We start from the raw sequence: 21,041 nt of genomic DNA, 5'->3' as shown, positions 1-21,041 counted from the left end.
GGGGATGTTGAAAGACAAGCGCCAAGGCCCGATAACGAATCCATGCCAAGAGGCGATTTGTTCCCCGATATAGCCCCCTTCGAGACCGGCTACCTGCCGCTGTCCGATGGCCACACCATGTACTGGGAGCAGGTGGGCAACCCCGCCGGCGAGCCGGTGCTGTTCCTGCATGGCGGGCCCGGCGCGGGGGCGGGGGCGGTGCACCGCCGCTTCTTCGACCCCGCGCATTGGCGGCTGATCATCTTCGACCAGCGCGGCGCGGGGCGGTCCAAGCCGCTCGGCTCGCTCGCGGCCAACACCACGCCGCATCTGGTGGCGGATATCGAGGTGCTGCGGAACTTCCTCGGCATCCAGAAATGGCTGCTGTTCGGGGGCAGTTGGGGTTCCACCCTGGCCATCGCCTATGCCCAGGCCCACCCGGAGCGCGTGATCGGCGCCGTGCTGCGCGGCATCTTCCTGGGCCGCGATACCGAGGTGGAGTGGTTCCTGAACGGGCTGCGCCGGGTCTTCCCCGATGCCTGGACCCAATTCGCCGAGTTCATCCCGGAGGAGGAGCGTGGCGACCTGCTGGGCGCCTATCTGAAGCGCCTGACGGACCCCGACCCCAGCGTGCACCTGCCCGCCGCCCGCGTCTGGAGCGGGTATGAGGGCTCCTGCTCCACCCTGCTGCCCAGCCCGGACACGGTGGCGAGCTTCGCGCAGGACCGCACGGCCCTCGGCCTCGCGCGGATCGAGGCGCATTACTTCGCCCACAAGCTGTTCCTGCCGCAGGGCGGGCTGCTCGGCCACATGCACCGGGTGGCGGGCATCCCGGCCGAGATCGTCCAGGGCCGCTACGACATGGTCTGCCCGGCCGAAACCGCCTTCGACCTCGCGGCCGCCTGGCCACGCGCGCGGCTGACCATCATCCCCGATGCCGGCCACTCCGCGCTGGAGCCCGGGGTGCGCACCGCCCTGGTCGCGGCTGTCGAGCGATTCCGGCGGCGTTGATGAACAAGGCGCTGGAGATGCTGGCGGCGGCGGGTATCGCCGCGCGCACGGTGGAACACCGCGCGGTGTTCACCGTGGCCGAAAGCGAGGGCGTGCGCGACGAGCTGCCCGGCCTGCACTGCAAGAACCTGTTCCTGAAGCCGCAGAAGGAGGCCGGGCCCTTCTGCCTGGCCACGCTGAAGGAGGACCGGCGGGTGTCGGTCAACCAGCTGGCCCGCATGGCCGGCTGGCCGCGCGTGGCCATGGCCAGCGCCGATGAGCTGCGCGCCGCCCTGGGCGTGGAACCCGGCAGCGTCACGCCGCTGGGCCTGGTCAACGCACCCCCGGGCAGCGTGCGCTTCGTGCTGGACGCCGCGATCGCTTACGGTGAAGACCCATTGTGGTGCCACCCGCTGCGCAACACCGCCAGCACTGCCATACTGCCCGCCGAACTGCGCCGCTTCCTGGAGGGCCTCGGCCACCAGGTGCTGGTGCTGGAATTACCCGAGGGGGAACCCTGATGAAGCGCCGCCATTTGCTGCTGACCCCGCTCGCCGGCCTGGCCGCCTGCGGCAACCCGCCCCCGCCCGCGCCGGTGGGGCCGGATATCTCCTATGGCTACCTGCCCCGCCTGCGGCTGAATGTGGCCAGCGTGGACATCGACCCCACCGACCCCGGCACCGGCCCGGGCGACCTGGGCCGCATGCTGACCCCCAGCGCGGCCGAGGCCGTGCGCACCATGGGCCGGGACCGCGTGGCGGCCTTCGGCACGGAGAACACGGCCCGCTTCGTGGCCAGCCGCGCCTCCATCGCGATCGAGCGCCTGCCCCGCCAGGGCGGCCTGTTCGCGGGCGACCCCGGTGAGCGGCTGGTCTGCACCCTGGCCGCGCGGCTGGAGATCCGGGACCGCACCGAACGCCGCCTGGGCTTCGTCGAGGCCGAGGTGCGCCGCACCGCGCCGGCCGAGAGCACCAATGCTTCCCGCACCGCCGTCGCCAACAGCCTGCTGCGGCGGGCCACCTTCGACCTGAACACGGAATTCGAGTTCCAAGTGCGGCGCGGCCTGCGGGATTTCCTGGTGGAGGGCGAACGCGCCGCCCCGCCGCCGCCAGGTGCTGTGCAGCGCGAGGCGTTGTAGGGCCCAAGGCCGTCCACCTGGTGGACAGATCGCGCTTTCCGCTCGCCCTGTCCTGGCCCGGCTGCCTATAGCCATTCCCACGGCCAAAGAGCCGGGGAGTGGAAACGACATGAATCATGGTCAGCGGCCGCGCCGGGCGGTCAGCGTGGGCCTCGCGCGCCGTCATCTTCTTGCATCCGGGCTGCTGGCCTTGCCGTCCCTGGGGCCTTCCCTGGGGCCCGCCCTGGCGCAGGAGGCCTTTCCGGCCCGCCCCATCCAGGTGATCAACCCCTATGCGGCGGGCGGCGCCACCGATCTGCTGGCGCGCGCCATGGCCGCCGGGCTGGCGCCGCGGCTGCGCCAGCCGGTGGTGGTGGTGAACCGCGACGGCGCGGCGGGGGCGGTGGGCGCCGCCGCCGTGGCCCGCGCGGCGGCGGATGGCTACACCCTGGCCTTCGCGCCCGCCCTGGTGCTGTCGGTGCTGCCGGTCACCCAGCCCAGCTCCGGCCTGCGGCCGGAATCCCTGCGGCCGGTCTATCAGATGTTCTCCAACGCGCAGGCCATCGCGGTGCGGGCCGATTCGCCCTTCCGCTCCCTGCGGGATCTGGTGGCGGCGGCGAAGGCCGCGCCCGGCAGCCTGACCTATGGCAGTCTGGGCATCGCCTCCATCCCGCATCTGGCCATGCTGCAATGGGCCCGTGCGGCGGCGGTGGAGATGACCCATGTGCCCTATCGCGGCGACGGCGCCGTGATGACGGAGGTGCTGGCCGGGCGGATCGACGTGGCGGCGATCGTGCTCGCCTCGGCTTCCGGCCGGGCCGACATGCGGCTGCTGGCGGTGTTCGACACCGCGCGCAACCCGGCCTTCCCGGATGTGCCGACGGCGGTGGAGCAAGGCTTCGACGTGGCACCCACCAGCTTCGGCGGGCTGCTGGCGCCGGCGGCCACGCCGCCCGAGCGCATCGCGCTGCTGGAAGCCGCCTGCGCCGCGGTGGCGACGGAGGACGCCTATCGCGCCGCCGCCCGCAACGCCCTGCAGCCCGAGGCCTATCACGCCAGCGCCGATGTGTTCGCGGCCCGGCTGGGGCGGGATGTGGCGGAAAAGGCGGAGCTGCTGCGGGGGATCAGCCTGGCGGGATAGCCGCCTGGCTGCGCACCCGGGCCACCGCCTCCAGCCAGGCGGCGTGGCGCTTGGCGGCCTCCGCCCGGCCGCCGCGCGGGATGAAGCGGCGGTCCAGCCGCCAATGCGCGGCCGCTTCCCCAGGCCCCGGCAGCAGGCCCGATTGCACCCCGGCCAGCCAAGCGGCGCCGAGCGCCGTGGTTTCCGTCACGGTCGGCCGGTCCACGATGGCGCCGGTGATGTCGGCCAGCTCCTGCATCGTCCAGTCGCTGCGGGCCATGCCGCCATCCACGCGGATGGTGGTGATGGGCGCGCCCGTATCGGCGCGCATGGCGGCCAGCAGGTCCTCGGTCTGGAAGGCCACGGCCTCCAGCGCCGCGCGGCAGATCTCGGCCCGGCCGGCGCCGCGCGTCAGCCCCAGTATCGCCGCCCGCGCCCCCGCATCCCACCAGGGCGCGCCCAGCCCGGTGAAGGCCGGCACCAGATGCACGCGCTGGGCGGGGTCGGCGCGGGCCGCCAGCTCCGTCGCCTCGGCGGCGGAGGCGATGATGCCCAAGCCGTCCCGCAGCCATTGCACGGTGCTGCCGGCGTTGAAGATCGCACCCTCCAGCGCGTAGGTGCGCTTGCCGTTCAATTGCCAGGCGAGCGTGGTCAGCAGGCGGTGGCGGCTCATGACCGGGGCGTCCCCCGTCACCAGCAGGGCGAAGCAGCCGGTGCCATAGGTGGATTTGACCATGCCCGGCGCGAAGCAGGCCTGGCCCAGCGTGGCCGCGTGCTGGTCCCCCGCCATGCCCCGGATCGGCAGCGGGCGGCCGAGCACGGTGGTCTCGCCGAACTCGGCCGCGCAATCGCGCACCTCGGGCAGCACGGCGCGGGGGATGTCGAACAGGCGCAGCAGCTCGTCATCCCACGCCCCGGTGTGGATGTTCCACAGCAGGGTGCGGCAGGCGTTGGTGGCGTCGGTGGCGTGCACGAGCCCCCCGGTCAGGCGGAACAGCAGGAAGCTGTCGATGGTGCCGAAGCACAGCCGCCCGGCCTCGGCATCCGCCCGCGCGCCGGGGATGGTGTCCAGCAGCCAGGCCAGCTTGCTGGCGCTGAAATAGGGGTCGGGCAGCAGGCCGGTGCGCTCGGTGATCAGGGCCGCCGGCAGCCGCCCGCAGGCCTCCGCCGTGCGGCGGTCCTGCCAGACGATGGCGCGGTGGATGGGCTGGCCGGTGTCCCGCCGCCATAGCACCGTCGTCTCCCGCTGGTTGGTGATGCCCAGGGCGGCGATGGGGGCAGTGGCGGCGCTGGCGGCCTCTCGCAGCACCTCCTGCGCGTGGGCCAGGATCTGCTCGGCGTCGTGCTCCACCCAGCCGGGGCTGGGGAAATGCTGGGGCAGTTCGCGCTGGGCGGTGGCGCGGGGGGCGAGCGCCGTATCGAACAGGATCGCGCGTGTGGATGTGGTGCCCTGGTCCAGTGCAAGCAGCATATTCCGCCCCCATTTTGAACGCAGTGAAGCACTTGTGACGGCTCTGGGCGAGGTGCAGGCTCCGCCCGAACAGGGGAGCATCGGGATGCCCATCAGCAACAGCATCGCGGCCCTCGCCCCGGAAGTGGGCGAATGGCGCCGGACCATCCACTCCAACCCGGAGCTGGGCTTTCAGGAACACAAGACGAGCGACCTGGTGGCCGGGAAGCTGGCCGAATGGGGCATCGAGGTGCACCGCAACATCGCCGGCACCGGCCTCGTGGGCGTGCTGCGCAACGGCAGCGGCCCCAGCATCGGCCTGCGCGCGGACATGGACTGCCTGCCGATGACGGAGGAAACGGGCCTGCCCCATGCCTCCACCACGCCCGGGCGCATGCATGCCTGCGGGCATGACGGGCACACCGCCATCCTGCTGGGCGCGGCCAAACATCTGGCCGAGACGAAGAATTTCTCCGGCACCGTCAACTTCATCTTCCAGCCCGCGGAGGAAGGCGGCGGCGGCGCCAAGGTGATGATCGAGGAAGGCCTGTTCGAGCGCTTCCCCTGCGACAGCGTCTATGGCCTGCACAACGACCCCGGCCTGACGCTGGGCGAGGTGAAATGCGTCTCCGGGCCCATCATGGCCTCGGCCGATGGGGTGGTGTTCCGCATCACCGGGCGTGGCGGCCATGCCGCGCGGCCGCATATCAGCATCGACCCGGTGGTGGTCGGCAGCCAGCTGGTGGTGGCGATCCAATCCATCGTCAGCCGCGGCGTGGACCCGCTGGAATCGGCCGTGATCAGCCTGTGCATGTTCCACGCCGGCACCGCCCGCAACGTGATCCCGGAAACCGCCGAGATCGCCGGCACCATCCGCACGCTGAGCAACGCCACGCGCGACCTGGTGGAGGCGAAGATCCGCCGCATCGCCGCCGCCGTGGCCGAGCAGCACGAGGCGACCATCGAGGTGGACTACCAGCGCGGCTATCCGGTCACGGTGAACCACGCCGCCGAGACCGAAAAGGCCGCCCGCGCCGCCACCCGCGTGCTGGGTGCCGCCGCCGTGCACACCAAGGTGCCGCCGGTGATGGGCGCCGAGGATTTTTCCTACATGCTGGAGAAACGGCCGGGCTGCTATTTCAAGCTGGGCCAGAAGGCGGCGGACGGTAAGGGCTCCGTGCCCGTTCACCACCCGAAATACGACTTCAACGACGACGCGATCCCGTATGGCATCGAGGTGTTCAGCGCGATCGTGGAGCAGGAACTGAAGGCTTGAAGGGGGCGGGCGGTCAGGGGCGTTGCCCCTGAACCCCACCAAGGGGCTCTGCCCCTTGGAACCCCGCCAGGACCGTAGCGGCCCTGGACCCCGAGCCGTTGGCGCCACATCCTGGCAGCGCGTTTCTTATTGATATTTATAATATAATTGGCGCCCACCTGTCAGAATGGGCGCCAAACTCCTGGGTTCCAAGGGCCTTTCGGCCTTTGGCGAGGTCGTCAGGTGCAGCGCCCCTGACTGGGGGTCCGGGAGCAAAGCCCCTGAGCCTTCCTCACCGCGCCCGCGCCGCGATCACCCCGCCGCCTGCCACCAGCGCCATCGCGGCCAGCAGGCGCAGGTCCAGCGCAGCCTCGCCACCCAGGGCCAGCAGCAGGGTGGAGGCCACCGGCACCCCATAGGCCAGCGTGCCCAGCAGGCGCGGGTCGCCGCGTTTCATGCCGACATCCCACAGGAAGAACGCCGCCCCCACCGGCCCGGCGCCCAGCAGCGCGATCGCCAGCCATTGCCGGGCATCGGGCCACACCCAGCTCTCGAACAAGGCATGGGCCAGCAGGCCGAGCGCGGCGGAGGCCAGGCAGAACCCCGCCACCGCCTCATTCGGCACATCCCGCAGCTTGCGCGCCAGCACAGAATACAGCGCCCAGGTGAAGGCGCAGGCCAGGGCCAGCGCGAAGCCCAGCCAGGCCTCGGGCGCGAAGCGCGCGCCGCCGGCCAGCAGCACCAGGCTGCCGGCGAAGCCCATCACGACGCCCAGCAACCGCTGCGGCCCCAGCCGCAAGCCCAGCAGCGGCGCGGAAAGCAGCACGATCAGCAGTGGCCACAGATAGTTCAGCAGATTGGCCTCGGCGGGGGGCGCCCAGCCGAGGGCCGCGAAATACAGGGCGTGGTAGCCGAACAGCCCGCCCACCCCGTGCAGCCAGGCGATGGGCGGCTGGCGCAGGGCCGAAAGCCGCCCCCGCGCCGCGATCCAGCCCAGCCCCAACAGCCCACCCACGGCGAAGCCCAGCGCGGTCAATTGCAGGGGCGGCACGCCCAAGGCCATGCGCGCCAGCACCGCGAGGAACGCCCAAAAGGCCAGCGCGCCGCAGCCCGCCAGAGTCGCGGTATTCACTGGAATTGCGGGTCCACCGGCACACGCAGGGCCTCGGCCAGTCGGTTGGTCTCGGCGGCCATGGCGATCACGGCCAGCAGCTCGCCATGCATCGCGTCATCCATGCCCTTGGCGCGGGCGGCGGCGGTGTGGCTGGCCACGCAATACTGGCAGCCCGCGGTGGCGGAGACGGCGAGGTACAGCATCTCCTTCACCAGCGGGTCCAGCGCGCCGGGGGCCATCACCTGCTTCAGATTGGCCCAGACGCGGGCCAGGGTGGGCGGGTGCACCGCCAGGGCCTTCCAGAAATTGTTCACGTCCGGCACGCCGCGCGTGGCCATGATGTCCTCGAACACGGCGCGCACTTCGGGGGCGGCGTCCGCGTATTCCGTCAACGCTGTCATGGTGGATATAGGCGCAGGAGGGGCGGGGGCCTTCAAGAGGGGGCCGCAACTTCATCAGGCCGTGCGGGTTTCCGCCATAGTCCTGACCCGATTGGCGGTTTTGCTGGCCGCATACGGCATTCGAACCATGATCGCCGCCGCCGGGACTGATAGATTGCACCCGCCGGGTGGCGCGACATCACGGCTTGAGGAGACAGCCATGCGAACCCAACTGGCTTTGTGCACGGCATTGACCGGCGTGGTGCTGGCGCTGGGCGCCGCCCCGGCGAGCGCGCAGATCGACCGCCGCACGCAGGAGATGATCGACAGCCTGGCCCGCCGGCCGGTCGAGCCCGGGGTGGTGGACGACACCACGCGCGGCATGGTGCGCCCGGGCGGCGACAGCCCGGCGCCCGCCCCCAGCATCCCGACCCTGACCCCCGCGCCGGCCCCCACACTGACACCCGCGCCCCAGGTCCAGGCACCCCAGGCCCCGGCGCCCAGCCTGACCCCGGCCCCGGCGCCCGCCCCCAGCCTGGCGGCCCCCACGCCCGAGCCGGCCCCCGCCCCACCCGTTCAGGCGCCGCCGCAGCTGGTCCAGCCCGCCCCCATCCCCGCGCCTGTGCCTGTTCCAACCCCTGCGCCTTCCCTCGGCCAGGGCGGCACGGCGACGCCGCCCCAGGCGTTCAGCCCCACCCCGGCGCCGATGCCGGTGCCGCGCCCCCAGGCGCCGGTCAGCGTGAAGCCCGGCGCGCCCATGGCCCCGGTGCGCCCGGCCACGCCGCCGCCACCGCCGCCCAGCGCATTGACGGCCACCACCGCCCCCGCCGACGTGCCCGCCATCAGCCTGCAGGTGAATTTCGCCACCGGCTCCGCCAAGCTGGAACCGGGTGCGATGGAGGATCTGGCGCGCCTCGGCGTGGCACTGAACTCGCCGCAGCTGCAGGCTTTCCGCTTCCGGATCGAGGGCCATACGGACCGGGTGGGCGATGCCTTCGCCAACCAGGTGCTGTCGGAACGCCGGGCGGATGCGGTGCGGGAATTCCTGGTGAACCGCGCCCGGGTGGCGCCGCAGCGGCTGATGGTGGTGGGGCTGGGCGAAACCCAGCCGCTGGTCCCCACCCCGGATGAAGTGCCGGAACGCCGGAACCGCCGCGTGCAGATCCTCAACCTCGGGCCTTGATCCCGCGCCGCCTCTGGTGGGCCGGCGGGGCGGCGGGCCTCGCACTGCTGGCGGCGCTGGCCTGGCTCGCCTGGCCGCGCCCGCGCCCGGCCGTGCCCGTGCCGCCGCCTGAGGCACCCGTCCCCTTGGCGGCCCCCACCCTGCTGACGCCCATCATCACGGCGGATGCCGCGGCCATCGCCACCCGCGCCGCCAGCGCGGCCCCCACCCTGTTCCAGCTAGCGGGCAACCCGCGCGTCTTCATCGTGGATTTCCCGGGCCTGCCGGAACAGGGCGCCGCGATGAACCGCATCGCCGCCCTGGTGGAAAAGGCCGGCGCGCCCCGCGACCGCGTGCTGAGCATGCCGGAGCTGGAACAGCTGATCGCCGCCGGCAACACCACGGCCGAGGAATTCTATGTCGGCCACAACTACCTGCTCTCGGATATCCGGCACTTCCTGGCCCTGGCCACCGCGGGCGGCGAGGCGCTGACGCCCGCCGAACAGCGCCTGGCCCTGATGGTGGACAGCATCGCCGCCGCCGCCCCGGGCGACGCGCCCGTGGCGGTGCTGACCATCCCGGGGCTGGGGCCGCGCATGGATGCCGGCACCCGCGCCGCGATCCTGGGGCATGAGCTGGGGCACGGCATCTATTTCACCCAGGCGGGCTATGCCCGGCATGTGCGCGGCCTGTGGCACGCGAGTTTCACCGAAGCCGAGCGCGCCGCCTTCCGCCGCTTCCTTGGCAGCGTGGGCTACGATGCGCAGAATGAGGAATTGATGATCAACGAGATGCAGGCCTATCTGCTGTTCACCCGGGACCCGCGCTTTTTCTCCGCGGCCCAGGCGGGCATGACGGAAGCCCGCGCCGAGGAGCTGCGCGCCATGATGCGACAAGGGCTGCAACAGCCATGACGGCACCATCGGGCATCCCCGCCGGCCTGCCCGCGCGCTATCGCGTGGAAGGCGAGCTGGGCGTGGGCGCGATGGGCCGGGTGGTCGCGGCCTTCGACGCCACCATCCGCCGCCGCGTGGCCATCAAGATCATGAACGTCCCCCCCGCCGGGGACCGCAACGGCCAGGAATCCTTCCAGCGCTTCCGGCGGGAGGCCCAGGCGGCCGGCGGGCTGAAGCATCCGGGCGTCGTCGCCATCTATGATTTCGGCGAGGATTCCGAGGCCGCCTGGATGGTGATGGAGCTGGTCGAGGGCGGCACCCTGCGCGACCTGCTCGACAAGCAGCACCATTTCGACATCCCCGAGACCCAGCGCATCATCGCCGAGGTGCTGGACGCGCTGGCCTTCTGCCATGAGCAGGGGGTGGTCCACCGGGACATCAAGCCCGCCAATATCATGCTGACCCGGGCCGACCCGCCGGGGCGGGTGAAGATCGCGGATTTCGGCATCGCGCATCTGCGCCGCGACGTGAATGACGGCGACGAGGACCTGACGACAGTGGGCGAAAGCCAGCTGGGCACGCCCAGCTACATGTCGCCCGAGCAGTTCCGGGGCGAGGCCGCCGACCAGCGCTCCGACATCTGGGCCACCGGCGTGGTGCTGTACCAGATGCTGACGGGGGAAAAGCCCTTCCCCGGCGGCTATGCCGCCGCGCAGTACAAGATCCTGCACCAGGACCCCACGCCGCCCAGCGAGAAGGCCCCGGCGACGCCCCCGGGCTTCGACGGCGTGATCGCCCTGGCCCTGGCCAAGGAGGCCAGCGCGCGCTTCGCCGATGCCAGGGCTTTCGCGGCCGCCCTGGCCGCCGCCACCCAGGCGCCTGCCGCCGCGCCCCCACCCCCGCCGCCCCCCCTGGGCCCGGCTGAGCCGGTGGTGCTGGGCCAGGTGGGCGAAGGCCCCAAGCCCCGCATCATCACAGCGCCCAGGCCGGGTGCGACGCCTGCGCCGGCAGCCCCCCAGGGCGGCGGCAAGGGCCTGCTGCTGGCGGGCGTGGCCGCCGTGCTGCTGCTGGGCGGTGGCGGCGGGGCCTTCTGGTGGATGAACCGCGCGCCCGCGGTGGTGGAGGCTCCGCCCGCCCCGGTGCCCACGCCCATCCCGACGCCCGCGCCTGCCCCCGCACCGGCCCCGGCACCCGCACCGCTTCCGGCGCCAGCCCCGGCGCCCACGCCACTGCCCGTACCCAACCCGCCGCGCCCGCAGAATGAGGCCTCGCAGCCCGGCTCACGCGAAACCGCGATCGACGCGGCCATCCGCGGCATGGACAACCACCTCTCCTGCGGTTGGGTGCGGGCGACGCGCAACGGCACCCAGGTGCGGCTGACCGGGGTCAGCCTGCCGCAGGAGCTGTCCACCCTGCACAACAGCCTGGCCGTCGCCGGCGCCACGCTGGACAGCGCGGTGGAGGTGATCGAGCCGCAATACTGCGCCCTGATCCGCAGCCTGCGCCCCGTGCTGGCCCCGCCCGGCGGCAACCCGGATGTGGAACCCCGCGCCCGCCGCGTGCGCGACGGCGACCGCCTGACCCTGAGCCTGACGGCCCCCGACTGGTCCGGCGTGGTGAACCTGTGGTTCGTGATGCATGACGGCAAGGCGCTGCGCCTGCTGACCGACATGCGCATGACCCCCGGCCAGCGCGCCGCCATGAGCGAAACCGCCCCCAACTTCCCCTGGGTGATCGGCCCGCCCTATGGGCTGGAGATGGTGCTGATGGTGGTCAGCGACGCGCCGCTCTTCGCCGAGCAGCGCCCGTTCGAGGAAAGCATCGACGAGCTGTCCCGCGCCCTGGGCCCGGCGGTGCAGGCGGTGCGCGCCCGCAATGGCCGGGTGGCCGCGCGGGCGACGACGGTGGAGACGATGGCGCCCTGACCGGGGCGCCCTAAAGGGGGAGCCCTGACCGTTCAGGCCAGGCGGGCGCTGACCGCGCCCAGCCCTTCCCATTGCGCGGACACCTCACCCGGGGCCTCCAGCGCCGTGCCGCGCTTGTCGAGGACCAGCACCAGCACAGCCCCCGCCGGCAGCCCGCCGGCGCGGCGGGTGGCCTCGGCGGCGCGGGCCAGCAGCGGGGCCAGTTCCACGGGGGCCAGCGCATCGCCGCCCAGCCCGGCGGCGGCGGGCAGTGCGGCAGGTGCCGCCGCGCCCGCGACCACATGGCCCAGCCCCAGCAGGTCCGCCACCGCCGCCGCATCGTCCACCGGCCCCTGTTGATAGCGGCTGGCCGAGAGATCCAGCGCCGGATGCAGGGCGGACAGCATTGGCGGCCCCTGCCCGTCGATCTCCAGCGCCTCCGCCAGCACGCACAGCAGCGCGGGCGCCGCGCGGCCGAGCGGAAAGGTGCCGAAGGGCAGCGTGGCCCCGGCCTGGGCAATGCGCGCCGGCGGCAAGGGGCCCAGCAGCCCGGCTTCCGTCACGCGCACGCCGCACACCGCCAGGCCCAGCTTTTCGGTCAACTCGGCGGCCATCTCCTCCGCCGCGTCCAAATTCGCCGGCAGCAGATCGGCAGGGGGCGGTGCCAAGGGGATGCCGGTTTCCCAGGCCTCGGCCAGGGCGGTGGGCAGGCTCGTGATGGTCAGCAGCGCGGTCATGGGCTCGGCCTGTGCGGATGGGCCTTCAGCCATACAGGGTTTTCCCGCCGGGCGGCATGGGTCCGGCGCAATCCGGGCAGATCATGGGCACACCGCCCGCTTCGCGGGCAGCACACCAAGACACGCTCTTGACGCCATGCCCGCCGGGCGGGCATTCGGATAGATGATGAGCGCTACCCCACATGCGCAGTTCGACACCCCGGCCGAGGCCGAGGACACCGACACCACCCAGGCCCCGGAGCAGGCCCGGGTGCGATACCCGTTGGAGTTGTCCGCGGGGCATCTGCTGCGCCGGGCGTTGCAGCGCCATCAGGCGCTGTTCCAGGAATGCGCGGGCGGGCTGGCGCTGACCGCGCCGCAATTCGCCGCCCTCAGCAAGCTGGCCGAGCTGGGCCGCGCCACCCAGAACCGGCTGGGCCGGCTGGTGGCCATGGACCCCGCCACGGTGCAGGGCGTGGCCCGCCGCCTGGTGCTGCGCGGCCTGGTCCGCACCGAGAAGGACCCGATGGACCGCCGCACCCTGGTGCTGGCCATCACCCCCGAGGGCGATCGCCTGGTGAATGAGGCCCGCCGCGCCGGCGCGGGCGCCAACGCGACGCTGCTGGCCCATCTCTCGCCCGAGGAGCAGCAGGAATTCCTCATCTTGCTGCGCAAGATCACCGTCGGGCGAGAGGATTAACGCTCACCCCACGCCCGTCACGTTCATGGGCGCGCCGTGCCAGGCGAAGCCCTCGCCCTCTCGCGTCACATGCCCCATGCCCGGCCAGGGGAAGTGGTAGGACAGCATGGCGTGGCCATCCTGCGCCACGGATTGCAGCATCCGCCGGCGGGACCGCGCGGACAGCGCCGGGTCCGTGTCATAGGCGAATTCCCACATGGGCTGGCGCAGCAGCAGCACATGGTGATGCGCCAGATCGCCCGAGTTGATCAGCGTGCGGCCCTGGCTGGTGATGGCATAGCAATGGTGCCCCAGCGTGTGGCCTGGCGCGAACAGGGCCGTGACGCCCGGCACCACCTCGCCCTCATCGCGCACCATCACCATGCGGTCGCGATAGGCGCCGAGGTTGCGCTTCGCGCCGTCGATGAAGGCGGTCATGAATTCGGGGCCGCGCTTGTTGTTGTCGTCGGTCCAGTAGCGCAGGTCCACCTCGCTCAGCGCCACCTGGGCGTTGGGGAAGTTGCGGTTGCCGTTGGCATCCACCAGCGCCCAGCAATGGTCGCAATGCGGGTGCGTCAGCACCACCATGTCGATCGCGGCGGGGTCGATGCCGGCGGCGCGCAAATTCGCCATCAGCCGGCCGGTGGTGGGGCCGAACATCTGGCTGGCCGGGCCCATGCTCTCGCCCATGCCGGTATCGAACAGGATCAGCTGGCGGCCGGTGTTCAGCACCAGGCAGTTCTGTTCCAGCATCACATTGTCGGGGCGCAGGAAGGCGGCCTCCAGCAGGCGCCGGGCCTCGCCGGGGGGCGAGGTGGGGAAGCCCCCCGCGGGCTCACCCAGCGGCAGCACGCCGTCGGAGACCACGGTGGCCTCGAAATCGCCCCAGCGGAAGCGGTACCAGGCCGGAACCTGGGTGTTGGCGAAGGGGGCGGCGGCCTGGGCTGCGAGCGGCAGCAAGGCGCCCGCGCCAATCAGGGCACGGCGATTCAGCATGTCACGTCTCCTCACACGCCGTCTGCGCGGCGCTGAGGGAAATGAAGCGCGGGCCAGCCGCGCCATGCAAGTGACGCTTGCGTGGGCGGGCTAGGCGCCGGCCTCCTGCAGCACCTCCAGCACCGCGTCGCCGTATTTCTCCAACTTGCTGGCGCCCACGCCGGGCACATCGGCCAGGGAATCCAGGCTGCGCGGCTTGCGATAGGCGATCTCGGCCAGGGTCCGGTCCTGGAAGATGACATAGGCCGGCACGCCCTGGTTCCGCGCTTCCTCCCGCCGCCAATAGCGCAGCGCGTCGAAGACGGGGTCGGTGCCGCTGACCGGGGCGTTGCTCTCACGGTTGGCACTGGCCTTGGCGCTGACCAGGTCGGCGCGCAGCATCACCTGCGCCTCGCCCTTCAGGATGGGCCGCGCCTGCTCGGTCGGCAGCAGCTCGCCATGGTTCTCCACCGCCACGTCCAGGGCGCCCTGGGCCACCAGCTGCCGGGCCACGCCGCGCCAGGTGGGGTCCGGCAGGTCCTTGCCGACGCCGAAGGTGGGCAGTTGGTCGTGCCCGTGCTGGGCCACCTTGTCCGTCATGCGGCCGCGCAGCACGTCGATGATATGCCCCAGCCCGAAACGCTGCCCGGTGCGCAGCACGGCGGAGATCAGCTTCTGCGCCGGGATGGTGCCGTTCCACAGCTTGGGCGGCGTGGCGCAGGCGTCGCAGGCCCCGCAATCCTGCTCCAGATCCTCGCCGAAGCAGCGCAGCAGGGCGCGCCTGCGGCAGGTGGCCGATTCGGCGATGGCCACCATGGCCTCCAGCCGCGAGCGCTCGATGCGCTTCTGCTCCTCGGCGGCCGGGGATTCCTGGATGCGGTGCCGCCCCAGCGCGATGTCGCCCGCGCCATACAGCAGCAGCGCCTGGGCCGGCAGCCCGTCGCGACCGGCGCGGCCGATCTCCTGGTACCAGCTCTCGGGGCTTTTCGGCAGGTCGGTGTGGGCCACCCAGCGCACGTCCGGCCGGTCGATGCCCATGCCGAAGGCGATGGTGGCGCACATGATCACCGCGTCCCCGCGCGCGAAGCGGCGGTGGGATTCGCGCTTGGCGCTGCTTTCCATGCCGGCGTGGAAGGCCATGGAATCATGCCCCTCCAGCTTCAGCCAGGCGGCGGTGTCCTCGGTCTTGCGGCGGGTGGCGCAATAGATGATGCCCGCGCCGCGCCCGTCCGACGCACGCTTGATGAAGGCGCGCAGCTGGGCGCGCTCCTGCTCGCGCGGTTCGGCGGCGATGAAGATGTTCGGCCGGTCGAAGCCGCCGCGGAACACCGGCGCGTCCTGCAAGGCCAGCTGGTGGCGGATATCCTCCACCGTGCGTTCGTCGGCGGTGGCGGTCAAAGCCAGGCGCGGCACGCCGGGGAAGCGTTCCGCCAGCGCCGTCAGGTTCCGGTATTCGGGCCGGAAGTGATGGCCCCACTGGCTGACGCAATGCGCCTCGTCGATCGCGAACAGGCTGATCCGGCGGCGGGAGAGGTTCTCCAGCATGCCGTCCATCAGCAGCCGCTCGGGCGAGACATAGAGGATGCGCAGTTCCTCCCGCGCCATGGCGCGGCGGATCTCGAAGCGCTCATCCTCATCCAGGTCGGAATGCAGCGCGGCGGCGGCCACGCCCTGCTGGCGCAGGGCGGCCACCTGGTCCTCCATGAGGGCAATGAGCGGGGAAACCACCACCGCCAACCCCGGCAGGCACAGCGCGGGCACCTGATAGCACAGCGACTTGCCGCCGCCGGTCGGCATCAGCACCAAGCCGCTGCCGCCTTCCATCACATGCGCGACGATCCCGGCCTGCAGGCCACGGAAGCCCTCATGGCCGAAGACCCGGCGCAGCAGTTCCGCCGGGTTCTCCATCACTTATTCGCCGAAGCGGATTTCCACCCGGCGGGATTCCAGCTCCACCAGATCGAAGGAGACGGGGCCGCGGGCCTGGATGGCGATGCGTTCCGGCGCCACGCCCAGCTCACGCAGCTTGGCGGCGACAGCGGCGGCGCGCTGCTGCGACAGCTGCTGGTTATAGGCCTGGCCGCCGGTGGGGCCGGCGAAGCCCATCACCAGCACACGGGCGGCGGGATAGCGGGCGGCGGTGGCGGCCGCGCCGCGCAGCACATCCTGCGCGCTGTCGGGGATGTCGGCGCTGAAACCCTCGAAGAAGACGATCGCGGGCGGCTGGCTGGAAACACCGCCCATCAGGGCGCTGTTGATGGCCTCGCAGCCCGGAAGGGCGAGGGCCAGGGGGGCCAGCAGAAGGAGGCGGCGGTCCATGCGATTCTCCGAGGGGGGGGATGGGGATAATCCGATGAACGATCACCCGTGCAGCGTCAACGGGTTGCGGATGAGGGCTTCGTCATGCGGTGGCGGGAAACAGCTTGCCGCCCACCAGCCGCAACACCCGGTCGGGTTTTTCCACCCCCACCAGCCGGTGAGTGATGAGTAGCACGGAACGGCCGCGTGTCGCTTCCTCCAGCACGGTCAGGAAAGCGCGTTCGGTTTCGGCGTCCAGCCCCCAACCGGGTTCGTCCAGCACCAGCAGCGGGGCGGCGGGCAGCAGGGCCCGGGCCAGCGCGATGCGGCGGGCCTGCCCGCCGGAGAAGCGCGCACCGCCCTCCCCGCAATCGGTGTCCAGCCCGTTCGGCAGGGCGCGGATCAGCTCGGCCATGCCCACCTGGGCCAGCACGCGCCACAGCGCGGCATCGGGCGCGCCGGGGGCGGCGATGCGCAGGTTCTCCGCCACGCTGCCCTCGAAGATGCGCGCATCCTGAGAGAGACAGGCGATGCGCCCGCGCAGGCCCGTGGCCGCGAGCCCCGCGATATCCTGCCCGCCCAGCGTGATGCGCCCCGCCTGGGGGGCGGCGAATTTCAGCATCAGCCGCGCGATGGTGGATTTCCCGGCGCCGGAGGCACCGAGCAGCGCCAGGCGCTCACCCTCCCGCCATTCCAGATCGAGGCCGCGCAGCACGGTGTCGCGGCCTTCGCCCCAACCGAAATCCACGCCCTCGAAGCGCAGGGTGTTGCCGGCGGGCATGGGGGCGGGGGTGGCGGGTTCGGCCACCGGCGGGGGCGTGTCGGCCATGGCCAGGAGGCGGTGGGCGGCGGCCCCCGCGCTGGCCAGCGCCGTGCCCGCGCGGGGCACCAGCGCCAGCGTCTCGCCGGCCGCGAGGGCCAGGAACAAGCCCAGCACCGCCAGCGCCAGCCCGCCCGAGCCAGCGACCGCCCATCCCAGCGCGCCCAGCAGCGCCGCCTGGGCGCACAGCGTGCCCAGCGACCCCGCCAGGGCGGAACGGCGGGAGAGCCTGCGCTCGGCGGCATGCATGGCGGCGGTGGCGGCGGAAAGCCGTTCGGCCGCGCGGGTCTCGGCGTTATTGGCCAGGGTCTCGGTCAGGCCCAGTAAGGGGTCCAGCGCGGCACGGTGCACGGCGCCGCGCGCCACGGTCACGGCCTCGGCGGCCGGGGCCGCGCCGCGCGCCAGCCAGATGGGCAGCAGGATGGCCAGCGCCAGCGGCAGCGCGACCAGCGCCGCCAGCCCCGGCGCCGCGCCCAGCAGCAACGCCACGGCCAGCACCACCGCCGCCGCCGCCACGGCGGGCAGCACGGCGCGCAGATACAGCCCGTCCAGCGCCTCGATATCCGCGATCATGCGGCCCCGCGCCTCACCGGCGCCGGCATGGCCCAGGCCGCCTGGCATGCGCTCCGCCAGGCGGCGGAAGAACCACACGCGGGTGTCGGCCAGGGCGCGGAAGGTGGCCTCGTGGCTGACCATGCGCTCGGCCCAGCGCAGGGCCGGACGGATCGCCACCATGGGGCGCGTCAGCAGCAAGGCGGCCGCCCCCCCTGCCCCGGCCACGCCCGCCGCCACGCCCTGCCCCGCCAGCGCCAGCAGCGCCACGGCCGACAGGGCCGACAGCACCGCCACGCCCAGCCCGGCCAGCAGCCAGCCACCCCGCGGGCGCCACAACGCCCAGATCCGCATCAGGTCATGCCGCATGGTTCACTCCCCCGCCAGGCGCCGGCCGGCGGCGCGCCCGCCCTCCAGCGCCAGCACCCGGCCCGGCAGGCCACGCAGCGCGGCGGCGGAATGGGTGGCGATCAGCACGGTGCGGCCCAGGCACAGCCTGCGGATCGCCTCCAGCACCACTTCCTCCGTCCCCGGGTCCAGGGAGGCGGTCGGTTCGTCGAGCAGGATCAGCGGTGCCTCCCGCAGGAAGGCGCGGGCCAGGCCCACACGCTGCGCCTGGCCGCCGGACAGGCCGTGCCCGCCCTCGCCCACGCGCGTGTCCAGCCCATCAGGCAGGTCGTCGGTGAAGGCCAGCACCTGGGCAGCCTCGGCGGCGGCCTCGATGGCGGCGCGGCCGGCCTCGGGGCGGGCCACGGCGATGTTCTCGGCGATCGTGCCCGCAAAGATGTGCGGGCGCTGGCCCACATGGGCCACCATGCGCCGCAGCTCCGCCGGGCGCAGGCGGGTGATGTCCTGGCCATTGATGGCGATGCGCCCGCTATCGGGCCGCCGGAACCCCAGCAGCAGCGCCAGCACCGATGATTTGCCCGCCCCGGAAGGCCCCGACAGCAGCAGCGTCTCGCCCGCCGCCAGGGAGAAGCTCAGCCCATCCAGCGCCGGCGGGCGCTCCGGGGCGTAGGTCAGCTTCACCTCGGTGAAGGAGAGCGCGACGAAGGGCGGCACTTCCTCCAGCAGCAGGCCGGGGGGTTCGGATTCGGCCAGCAGGGGCGCCAGGGCGGCGGCGGCCCCGCGCGCCGACTGCGCCTCATGATAAGCGGCGGAGAAATTGCGCAGCGGCTGGAAGAAGGCGGGCACCACCAGGATGCACCACAGCGCCGTCACCGGGTTGGGATGGCTGGCCCCCAGCAGCGCGCCATGCCGCCAGGCCAGATAGGCCAGCGTGCCGGCGGCCAGGAATTCCAGCGAGCCGGAGGAGAGGAACGCCACCCGCAGCACCCGCATGGTGCGCAGCCGCAGTTCCTCGGCGGCGGCGCCCAGGGCCTGGGCCTCGTCCTCGGCCCGGTTGAACTGCACCAGGGTGGACAGGCCGCGCACCCGGTCGGTGAAGCGGCCGGACAGCCGGGCCAGCGCGTCGAACTGCCGACGGCTGGCGCGGGCGGCGCCGATGCCCGCCACCGCCATGCCCACCGGCACCAGCAGCCCCATCACCGCCAGCACCAGCCCCGACACCCAGTCGAAGGCCCAGACCGCCACGATGATCCCCAGCGGCACCAGCAGCGCCAGCACCGCGGCGGGCAGCCAGCGGGAGAAATACCCGTCCAGCGCCTCCACCCGTTCCACCGCCAGGGAGGCCTTTTCGCCCGCCGCGCGCCCGTCGGCGGGGCCGGCGGCCAGCAGGGCCGCGAACACGCGCGCGCGCAGCCCGGCCCGGGCGGCGCGGCCGGAGGCACCCTGCGCGATCTCCTGCGCGGAAACCAGGGCGGCGGCCAGCAGGGCCAGGGCCGCGGCCCCGGCCAGGTCGGGCCAGCCGCCATTGCCGAGGCCCATCAGCCCCGCGACCAGCCGCGCCAGCAGGAAGGCCTGCGCCACCCCCGCCGCCGCCACGCTCAGCCCCAGAACGATGGGCAGCCAGGCACGCCCGCCCAGCCGCCGCAGCTCCTGCCCCAGCAGCGCACGCCCGGCTTTCGCCGCCGCCCTGTCCACCCGCAGCACCTCAGCCAAGGATCACACCCCCGTGCTTGCCGTATCAGCCCACTGCCGCCAGATAGCCCGGGTACCGGATCAGGAACAGCGCATGCTCGCCACCCATGGACGTTTCCCCTACCACCCCTGGGTGGGGCGGCCCAGCTGGAGCTGGCCAAACGGGGCGAAACTGGCCGTCTATCTGGGCGTGAACCTGGAACATTTCGCCTTCGGTGAGGGGCTGGGCGCCGAGCTCGCCCCCGGCGGGCCGCAGCCGGATATCCTGAACTACGCCTGGCGCGACTATGGCAACCGCGTCGGCGCCTGGCGCCTGCTGCAATTGCTGGATGAACTGAAACTGCCCGCCACCGTGCTGCTCAACAGCGCCATGTACGACCACGCGCCGGAGCTGGTGGCCGCCCACCGCGCCCGGGGCGATGAGATGGCGGGCCACGGCCGCACCAATTCCGAACGCCAATCCACCCTGCCCGAGGCCGAGGAGCGCGCCCTGATCGCCGAAGCCACCGCGGCCATGGCGACGCGGGAGGGCGCGGCCCCGCGCGGCTGGCTCTCCCCCTGGATCGCGGAGAGCCACGCCACCCCCGACCTGCTGGCCGAGGCCGGTTACCGCTACACGCTGAACTGGTGCATGGACGACATGCCGGTGTGGATGGCCACCCGCGCCGGGCGGCTGCTCGCCATCCCCTATCCGCAGGAAGCCAACGACATCCCGGCCATCGTCGCCCGCAAGGACGGCATGGCCCAATTCGCCGAGATGCTGGTGGAGGATTTCACCGAGCGCCTGCGCCAGGTGCGCGACGGCGTGCCGCAGGTGATGGGGATCGCCCTGCATCCCTATATTATCGGTCAGCCCTATCGCATCTCCATGCTGCGTGGCGCGTTGAAGAGGATCCTGGCCCGCCGGCGGGAGATCTGGTTCACCACCGCCGGCGCCATTTTCGACCACGCGGCGAGCCTGCCGGAAGGAAGCATTCCCACATGATCCGCCCTATGATCCGCTCCCTGGCCCTGGCCCTGCTGCTGAGCGGTTGCTCCGCCCTGGTGCCGACCCAGCCCGCCCCCGGCCTGCCCACGACCGTGCCCGCGGTCGATCTCTCCCGCTACACCGGGGTGTGGCATGAGGTCGCGCGCCTGCCCGTCAGCTTCCAGGATGGCCCCACCCTGCGCTGCGAGGGCGTGACCGCCACCTACACCGCCCGCCCGGACGGCCGCATCGACGTGACCAACCGCTGCCGCAACGCGCTGGATGGCGGCACGGTGAGGGAAGCGACCGCCATCGGCACGCCCCAGCCCGGCAGCGGCAATGCCCGGTTGCGTGTCGCCTTCTTCTGGCCCTTCCACGGCGATTACTGGGTGATCGGGCTGGACCCGGAGTATCGCTGGGCCGTGGTAGGCACCCCTGACCGGGATATGCTGTGGCTGCTGTCCCGCACACCGGAGATGGCGCCCGCCGACTACGCCCGCGCGGTGGAGATCGCGCGCGGCCAGGGCTTTCCGGTGGAGCGGCTGCAGCGCACCGCACCATGACATTAAATCGGTCACAGGCATTAATATGAAGGATTGTTAATCGGAATACGGATGCTCTATTGGC

Annotated in this window: 20 protein-coding genes; 11 read left to right on the top strand and 9 right to left on the bottom strand. The window is 72.5% G+C overall.

Translation table 11 applies throughout. From position 1 onward, the window contains the following. Positions 1 to 42: 42 nt before the first annotated feature. The 4 genes from pip to GT007_RS04795 all read left to right on the top strand — a co-directional run bounded on the left by pip (position 43) and on the right by GT007_RS04795 (position 3,227). Positions 43 to 990, top strand: coding sequence for a prolyl aminopeptidase (gene pip / locus GT007_RS04810; protein ID WP_160120411.1), 948 nt, complete (start codon positions 43 to 45; stop codon positions 988 to 990). Beyond that, complete coding sequence (locus GT007_RS04805) at positions 990 to 1,490, top strand: prolyl-tRNA synthetase associated domain-containing protein (protein ID WP_160120410.1); 501 nt, start codon at positions 990 to 992, stop codon at positions 1,488 to 1,490. Before pip ends, GT007_RS04805 begins: the two co-directional genes overlap by 1 nt. After that, entirely contained in the window at positions 1,490 to 2,107 is a 618-nt protein-coding gene (locus GT007_RS04800; RefSeq protein ID WP_160120409.1) for a hypothetical protein, read from the top strand. Before GT007_RS04805 ends, GT007_RS04800 begins: the two co-directional genes overlap by 1 nt. 109 nt (positions 2,108 to 2,216) lie before the next feature. Further along, positions 2,217 to 3,227: a tripartite tricarboxylate transporter substrate binding protein gene (locus tag GT007_RS04795; protein ID WP_160120408.1), complete on the top strand. Its 1,011-nt coding sequence runs from the start codon at positions 2,217 to 2,219 to the stop codon at positions 3,225 to 3,227. Here GT007_RS04795 and glpK read toward each other — a convergent pair. Further along, positions 3,211 to 4,677: a glycerol kinase GlpK gene (gene glpK, locus GT007_RS04790; protein ID WP_160120407.1), complete on the bottom strand. Its 1,467-nt coding sequence runs from the start codon at positions 4,675 to 4,677 to the stop codon at positions 3,211 to 3,213. The genes GT007_RS04795 and glpK overlap by 17 nt on opposite strands. 85 nt (positions 4,678 to 4,762) lie before the next feature. Here glpK and GT007_RS04785 point away from each other — a divergent pair, with 85 nt between their 5' ends. Continuing rightward, positions 4,763 to 5,932, top strand: coding sequence for a M20 aminoacylase family protein (locus tag GT007_RS04785; RefSeq protein WP_160120406.1), 1,170 nt, complete (start codon positions 4,763 to 4,765; stop codon positions 5,930 to 5,932). A gap of 271 nt (positions 5,933 to 6,203) precedes the next feature. Here the strand turns inward: GT007_RS04785 and yddG are convergent, their stop codons facing one another. Then, the gene (gene yddG / locus GT007_RS04780; RefSeq protein WP_236571507.1) at positions 6,204 to 7,043 is read right to left on the bottom strand and encodes an aromatic amino acid exporter YddG; all 840 of its coding nucleotides are present in this window, start codon (positions 7,041 to 7,043) and stop codon (positions 6,204 to 6,206) included. After that, positions 7,040 to 7,426, bottom strand: a complete 387-nt coding sequence (locus GT007_RS04775) for a carboxymuconolactone decarboxylase family protein (RefSeq protein ID WP_160120405.1) — start codon at positions 7,424 to 7,426, stop codon at positions 7,040 to 7,042. The genes yddG and GT007_RS04775 overlap by 4 nt, the downstream gene beginning before the upstream one ends. A gap of 199 nt (positions 7,427 to 7,625) precedes the next feature. On the opposite strand from GT007_RS04775, the gene GT007_RS04770 reads away from it, so the two are divergent. The 3 genes from GT007_RS04770 to GT007_RS04760 are packed head-to-tail and all read left to right on the top strand — an operon-like array spanning position 7,626 to position 11,388. Further along, positions 7,626 to 8,588 carry an OmpA family protein gene (locus tag GT007_RS04770; protein ID WP_160120404.1) on the top strand — a complete coding sequence of 321 codons (963 nt, stop codon included), beginning with the start codon at positions 7,626 to 7,628 and terminating at the stop codon, positions 8,586 to 8,588. Next, complete coding sequence (locus tag GT007_RS04765; protein WP_160120403.1) at positions 8,585 to 9,481, top strand: hypothetical protein; 897 nt, start codon at positions 8,585 to 8,587, stop codon at positions 9,479 to 9,481. Before GT007_RS04770 ends, GT007_RS04765 begins: the two co-directional genes overlap by 4 nt. Then, positions 9,478 to 11,388 carry a serine/threonine-protein kinase gene (locus GT007_RS04760; RefSeq protein WP_160120402.1) on the top strand — a complete coding sequence of 637 codons (1,911 nt, stop codon included), beginning with the start codon at positions 9,478 to 9,480 and terminating at the stop codon, positions 11,386 to 11,388. Before GT007_RS04765 ends, GT007_RS04760 begins: the two co-directional genes overlap by 4 nt. A gap of 32 nt (positions 11,389 to 11,420) precedes the next feature. Here GT007_RS04760 and GT007_RS04755 read toward each other — a convergent pair whose 3' ends face one another. Continuing rightward, positions 11,421 to 12,137, bottom strand: a complete 717-nt coding sequence (locus tag GT007_RS04755; protein WP_160120401.1) for a hypothetical protein — start codon at positions 12,135 to 12,137, stop codon at positions 11,421 to 11,423. 133 nt (positions 12,138 to 12,270) lie between these two features. On the opposite strand from GT007_RS04755, the gene GT007_RS04750 reads away from it, so the two are divergent. After that, on the top strand, positions 12,271 to 12,783 hold the full coding sequence (locus GT007_RS04750) for a MarR family winged helix-turn-helix transcriptional regulator (protein ID WP_160120400.1): 513 nt from the start codon (positions 12,271 to 12,273) through the stop codon (positions 12,781 to 12,783). Positions 12,784 to 12,786: 3 nt separating this feature from the next. Here GT007_RS04750 and GT007_RS04745 read toward each other — a convergent pair whose 3' ends face one another. The 5 genes from GT007_RS04745 to cydD all read right to left on the bottom strand — a co-directional run bounded on the left by GT007_RS04745 (position 12,787) and on the right by cydD (position 19,459). Then, positions 12,787 to 13,758, bottom strand: coding sequence for an MBL fold metallo-hydrolase (locus tag GT007_RS04745; protein ID WP_236571506.1), 972 nt, complete (start codon positions 13,756 to 13,758; stop codon positions 12,787 to 12,789). A 90-nt stretch (positions 13,759 to 13,848) separates the two neighbouring features. Further along, positions 13,849 to 15,645 carry a DNA helicase RecQ gene (gene recQ / locus GT007_RS04740; RefSeq protein WP_160120512.1) on the bottom strand — a complete coding sequence of 599 codons (1,797 nt, stop codon included), beginning with the start codon at positions 15,643 to 15,645 and terminating at the stop codon, positions 13,849 to 13,851. Positions 15,646 to 15,648: 3 nt separating this feature from the next. Further along, positions 15,649 to 16,056 (bottom strand): OmpA family protein, encoded by a 408-nt coding sequence (locus GT007_RS04735; RefSeq protein WP_160120398.1) that lies wholly within the window; start codon positions 16,054 to 16,056, stop codon positions 15,649 to 15,651. 82 nt (positions 16,057 to 16,138) lie between these two features. Continuing rightward, positions 16,139 to 17,776, bottom strand: a complete 1,638-nt coding sequence (gene cydC / locus GT007_RS04730; protein WP_160120397.1) for a thiol reductant ABC exporter subunit CydC — start codon at positions 17,774 to 17,776, stop codon at positions 16,139 to 16,141. A 3-nt stretch (positions 17,777 to 17,779) separates the two neighbouring features. Beyond that, the gene (cydD, locus tag GT007_RS04725) at positions 17,780 to 19,459 is read right to left on the bottom strand and encodes a thiol reductant ABC exporter subunit CydD (RefSeq protein WP_236571516.1); all 1,680 of its coding nucleotides are present in this window, start codon (positions 19,457 to 19,459) and stop codon (positions 17,780 to 17,782) included. A gap of 82 nt (positions 19,460 to 19,541) precedes the next feature. Here cydD and GT007_RS04720 point away from each other — a divergent pair, with 82 nt between their 5' ends. Beyond that, positions 19,542 to 20,432 carry a polysaccharide deacetylase family protein gene (locus tag GT007_RS04720; RefSeq protein ID WP_160120396.1) on the top strand — a complete coding sequence of 297 codons (891 nt, stop codon included), beginning with the start codon at positions 19,542 to 19,544 and terminating at the stop codon, positions 20,430 to 20,432. Then, the gene (locus GT007_RS04715) at positions 20,429 to 20,977 is read left to right on the top strand and encodes a lipocalin family protein (protein WP_160120395.1); all 549 of its coding nucleotides are present in this window, start codon (positions 20,429 to 20,431) and stop codon (positions 20,975 to 20,977) included. The genes GT007_RS04720 and GT007_RS04715 overlap by 4 nt, the downstream gene beginning before the upstream one ends. Positions 20,978 to 21,041 lie beyond the last annotated feature (64 nt).

This window comes from Rhodovarius lipocyclicus, assembly GCF_009900765.1.
GTDB classification, from domain to species: Bacteria; Pseudomonadota; Alphaproteobacteria; order Acetobacterales; family Acetobacteraceae; genus Rhodovarius; species Rhodovarius lipocyclicus.
The sequence above is the reverse complement of the archived record's forward strand: the minus strand, read 5'-3'. Positions and strand labels throughout refer to the sequence as shown.

What these genes read in the sequence shown, in the direction of transcription:
- GT007_RS04770 (WP_160120404.1), top strand. Translation starts at nt 7,626, where the DNA reads ATGCGAACCCAACTGGCTTTGTGCACGGCATTGACCGGCGTGGTGCTG.
- GT007_RS04745 (WP_236571506.1), bottom strand. Translation starts at nt 13,758, where the DNA reads ATGCTGAATCGCCGTGCCCTGATTGGCGCGGGCGCCTTGCTGCCGCTC.
- recQ (WP_160120512.1), bottom strand. Translation starts at nt 15,645, where the DNA reads ATGGAGAACCCGGCGGAACTGCTGCGCCGGGTCTTCGGCCATGAGGGC.
- GT007_RS04720 (WP_160120396.1), top strand. Translation starts at nt 19,542, where the DNA reads ATGCTCGCCACCCATGGACGTTTCCCCTACCACCCCTGGGTGGGGCGG.
- GT007_RS04735 (WP_160120398.1), bottom strand. Translation starts at nt 16,056, where the DNA reads ATGGACCGCCGCCTCCTTCTGCTGGCCCCCCTGGCCCTCGCCCTTCCG.
- glpK (WP_160120407.1), bottom strand. Translation starts at nt 4,677, where the DNA reads ATGCTGCTTGCACTGGACCAGGGCACCACATCCACACGCGCGATCCTG.
- GT007_RS04715 (WP_160120395.1), top strand. Translation starts at nt 20,429, where the DNA reads ATGATCCGCCCTATGATCCGCTCCCTGGCCCTGGCCCTGCTGCTGAGC.
- GT007_RS04800 (WP_160120409.1), top strand. Translation starts at nt 1,490, where the DNA reads ATGAAGCGCCGCCATTTGCTGCTGACCCCGCTCGCCGGCCTGGCCGCC.
- GT007_RS04760 (WP_160120402.1), top strand. Translation starts at nt 9,478, where the DNA reads ATGACGGCACCATCGGGCATCCCCGCCGGCCTGCCCGCGCGCTATCGC.
- cydC (WP_160120397.1), bottom strand. Translation starts at nt 17,776, where the DNA reads ATGCGGCATGACCTGATGCGGATCTGGGCGTTGTGGCGCCCGCGGGGT.
- GT007_RS04750 (WP_160120400.1), top strand. Translation starts at nt 12,271, where the DNA reads ATGAGCGCTACCCCACATGCGCAGTTCGACACCCCGGCCGAGGCCGAG.
- GT007_RS04775 (WP_160120405.1), bottom strand. Translation starts at nt 7,426, where the DNA reads ATGACAGCGTTGACGGAATACGCGGACGCCGCCCCCGAAGTGCGCGCC.
- GT007_RS04795 (WP_160120408.1), top strand. Translation starts at nt 2,217, where the DNA reads ATGAATCATGGTCAGCGGCCGCGCCGGGCGGTCAGCGTGGGCCTCGCG.
- GT007_RS04805 (WP_160120410.1), top strand. Translation starts at nt 990, where the DNA reads ATGAACAAGGCGCTGGAGATGCTGGCGGCGGCGGGTATCGCCGCGCGC.
- GT007_RS04785 (WP_160120406.1), top strand. Translation starts at nt 4,763, where the DNA reads ATGCCCATCAGCAACAGCATCGCGGCCCTCGCCCCGGAAGTGGGCGAA.
- pip (WP_160120411.1), top strand. Translation starts at nt 43, where the DNA reads ATGCCAAGAGGCGATTTGTTCCCCGATATAGCCCCCTTCGAGACCGGC.
- GT007_RS04755 (WP_160120401.1), bottom strand. Translation starts at nt 12,137, where the DNA reads ATGGCTGAAGGCCCATCCGCACAGGCCGAGCCCATGACCGCGCTGCTG.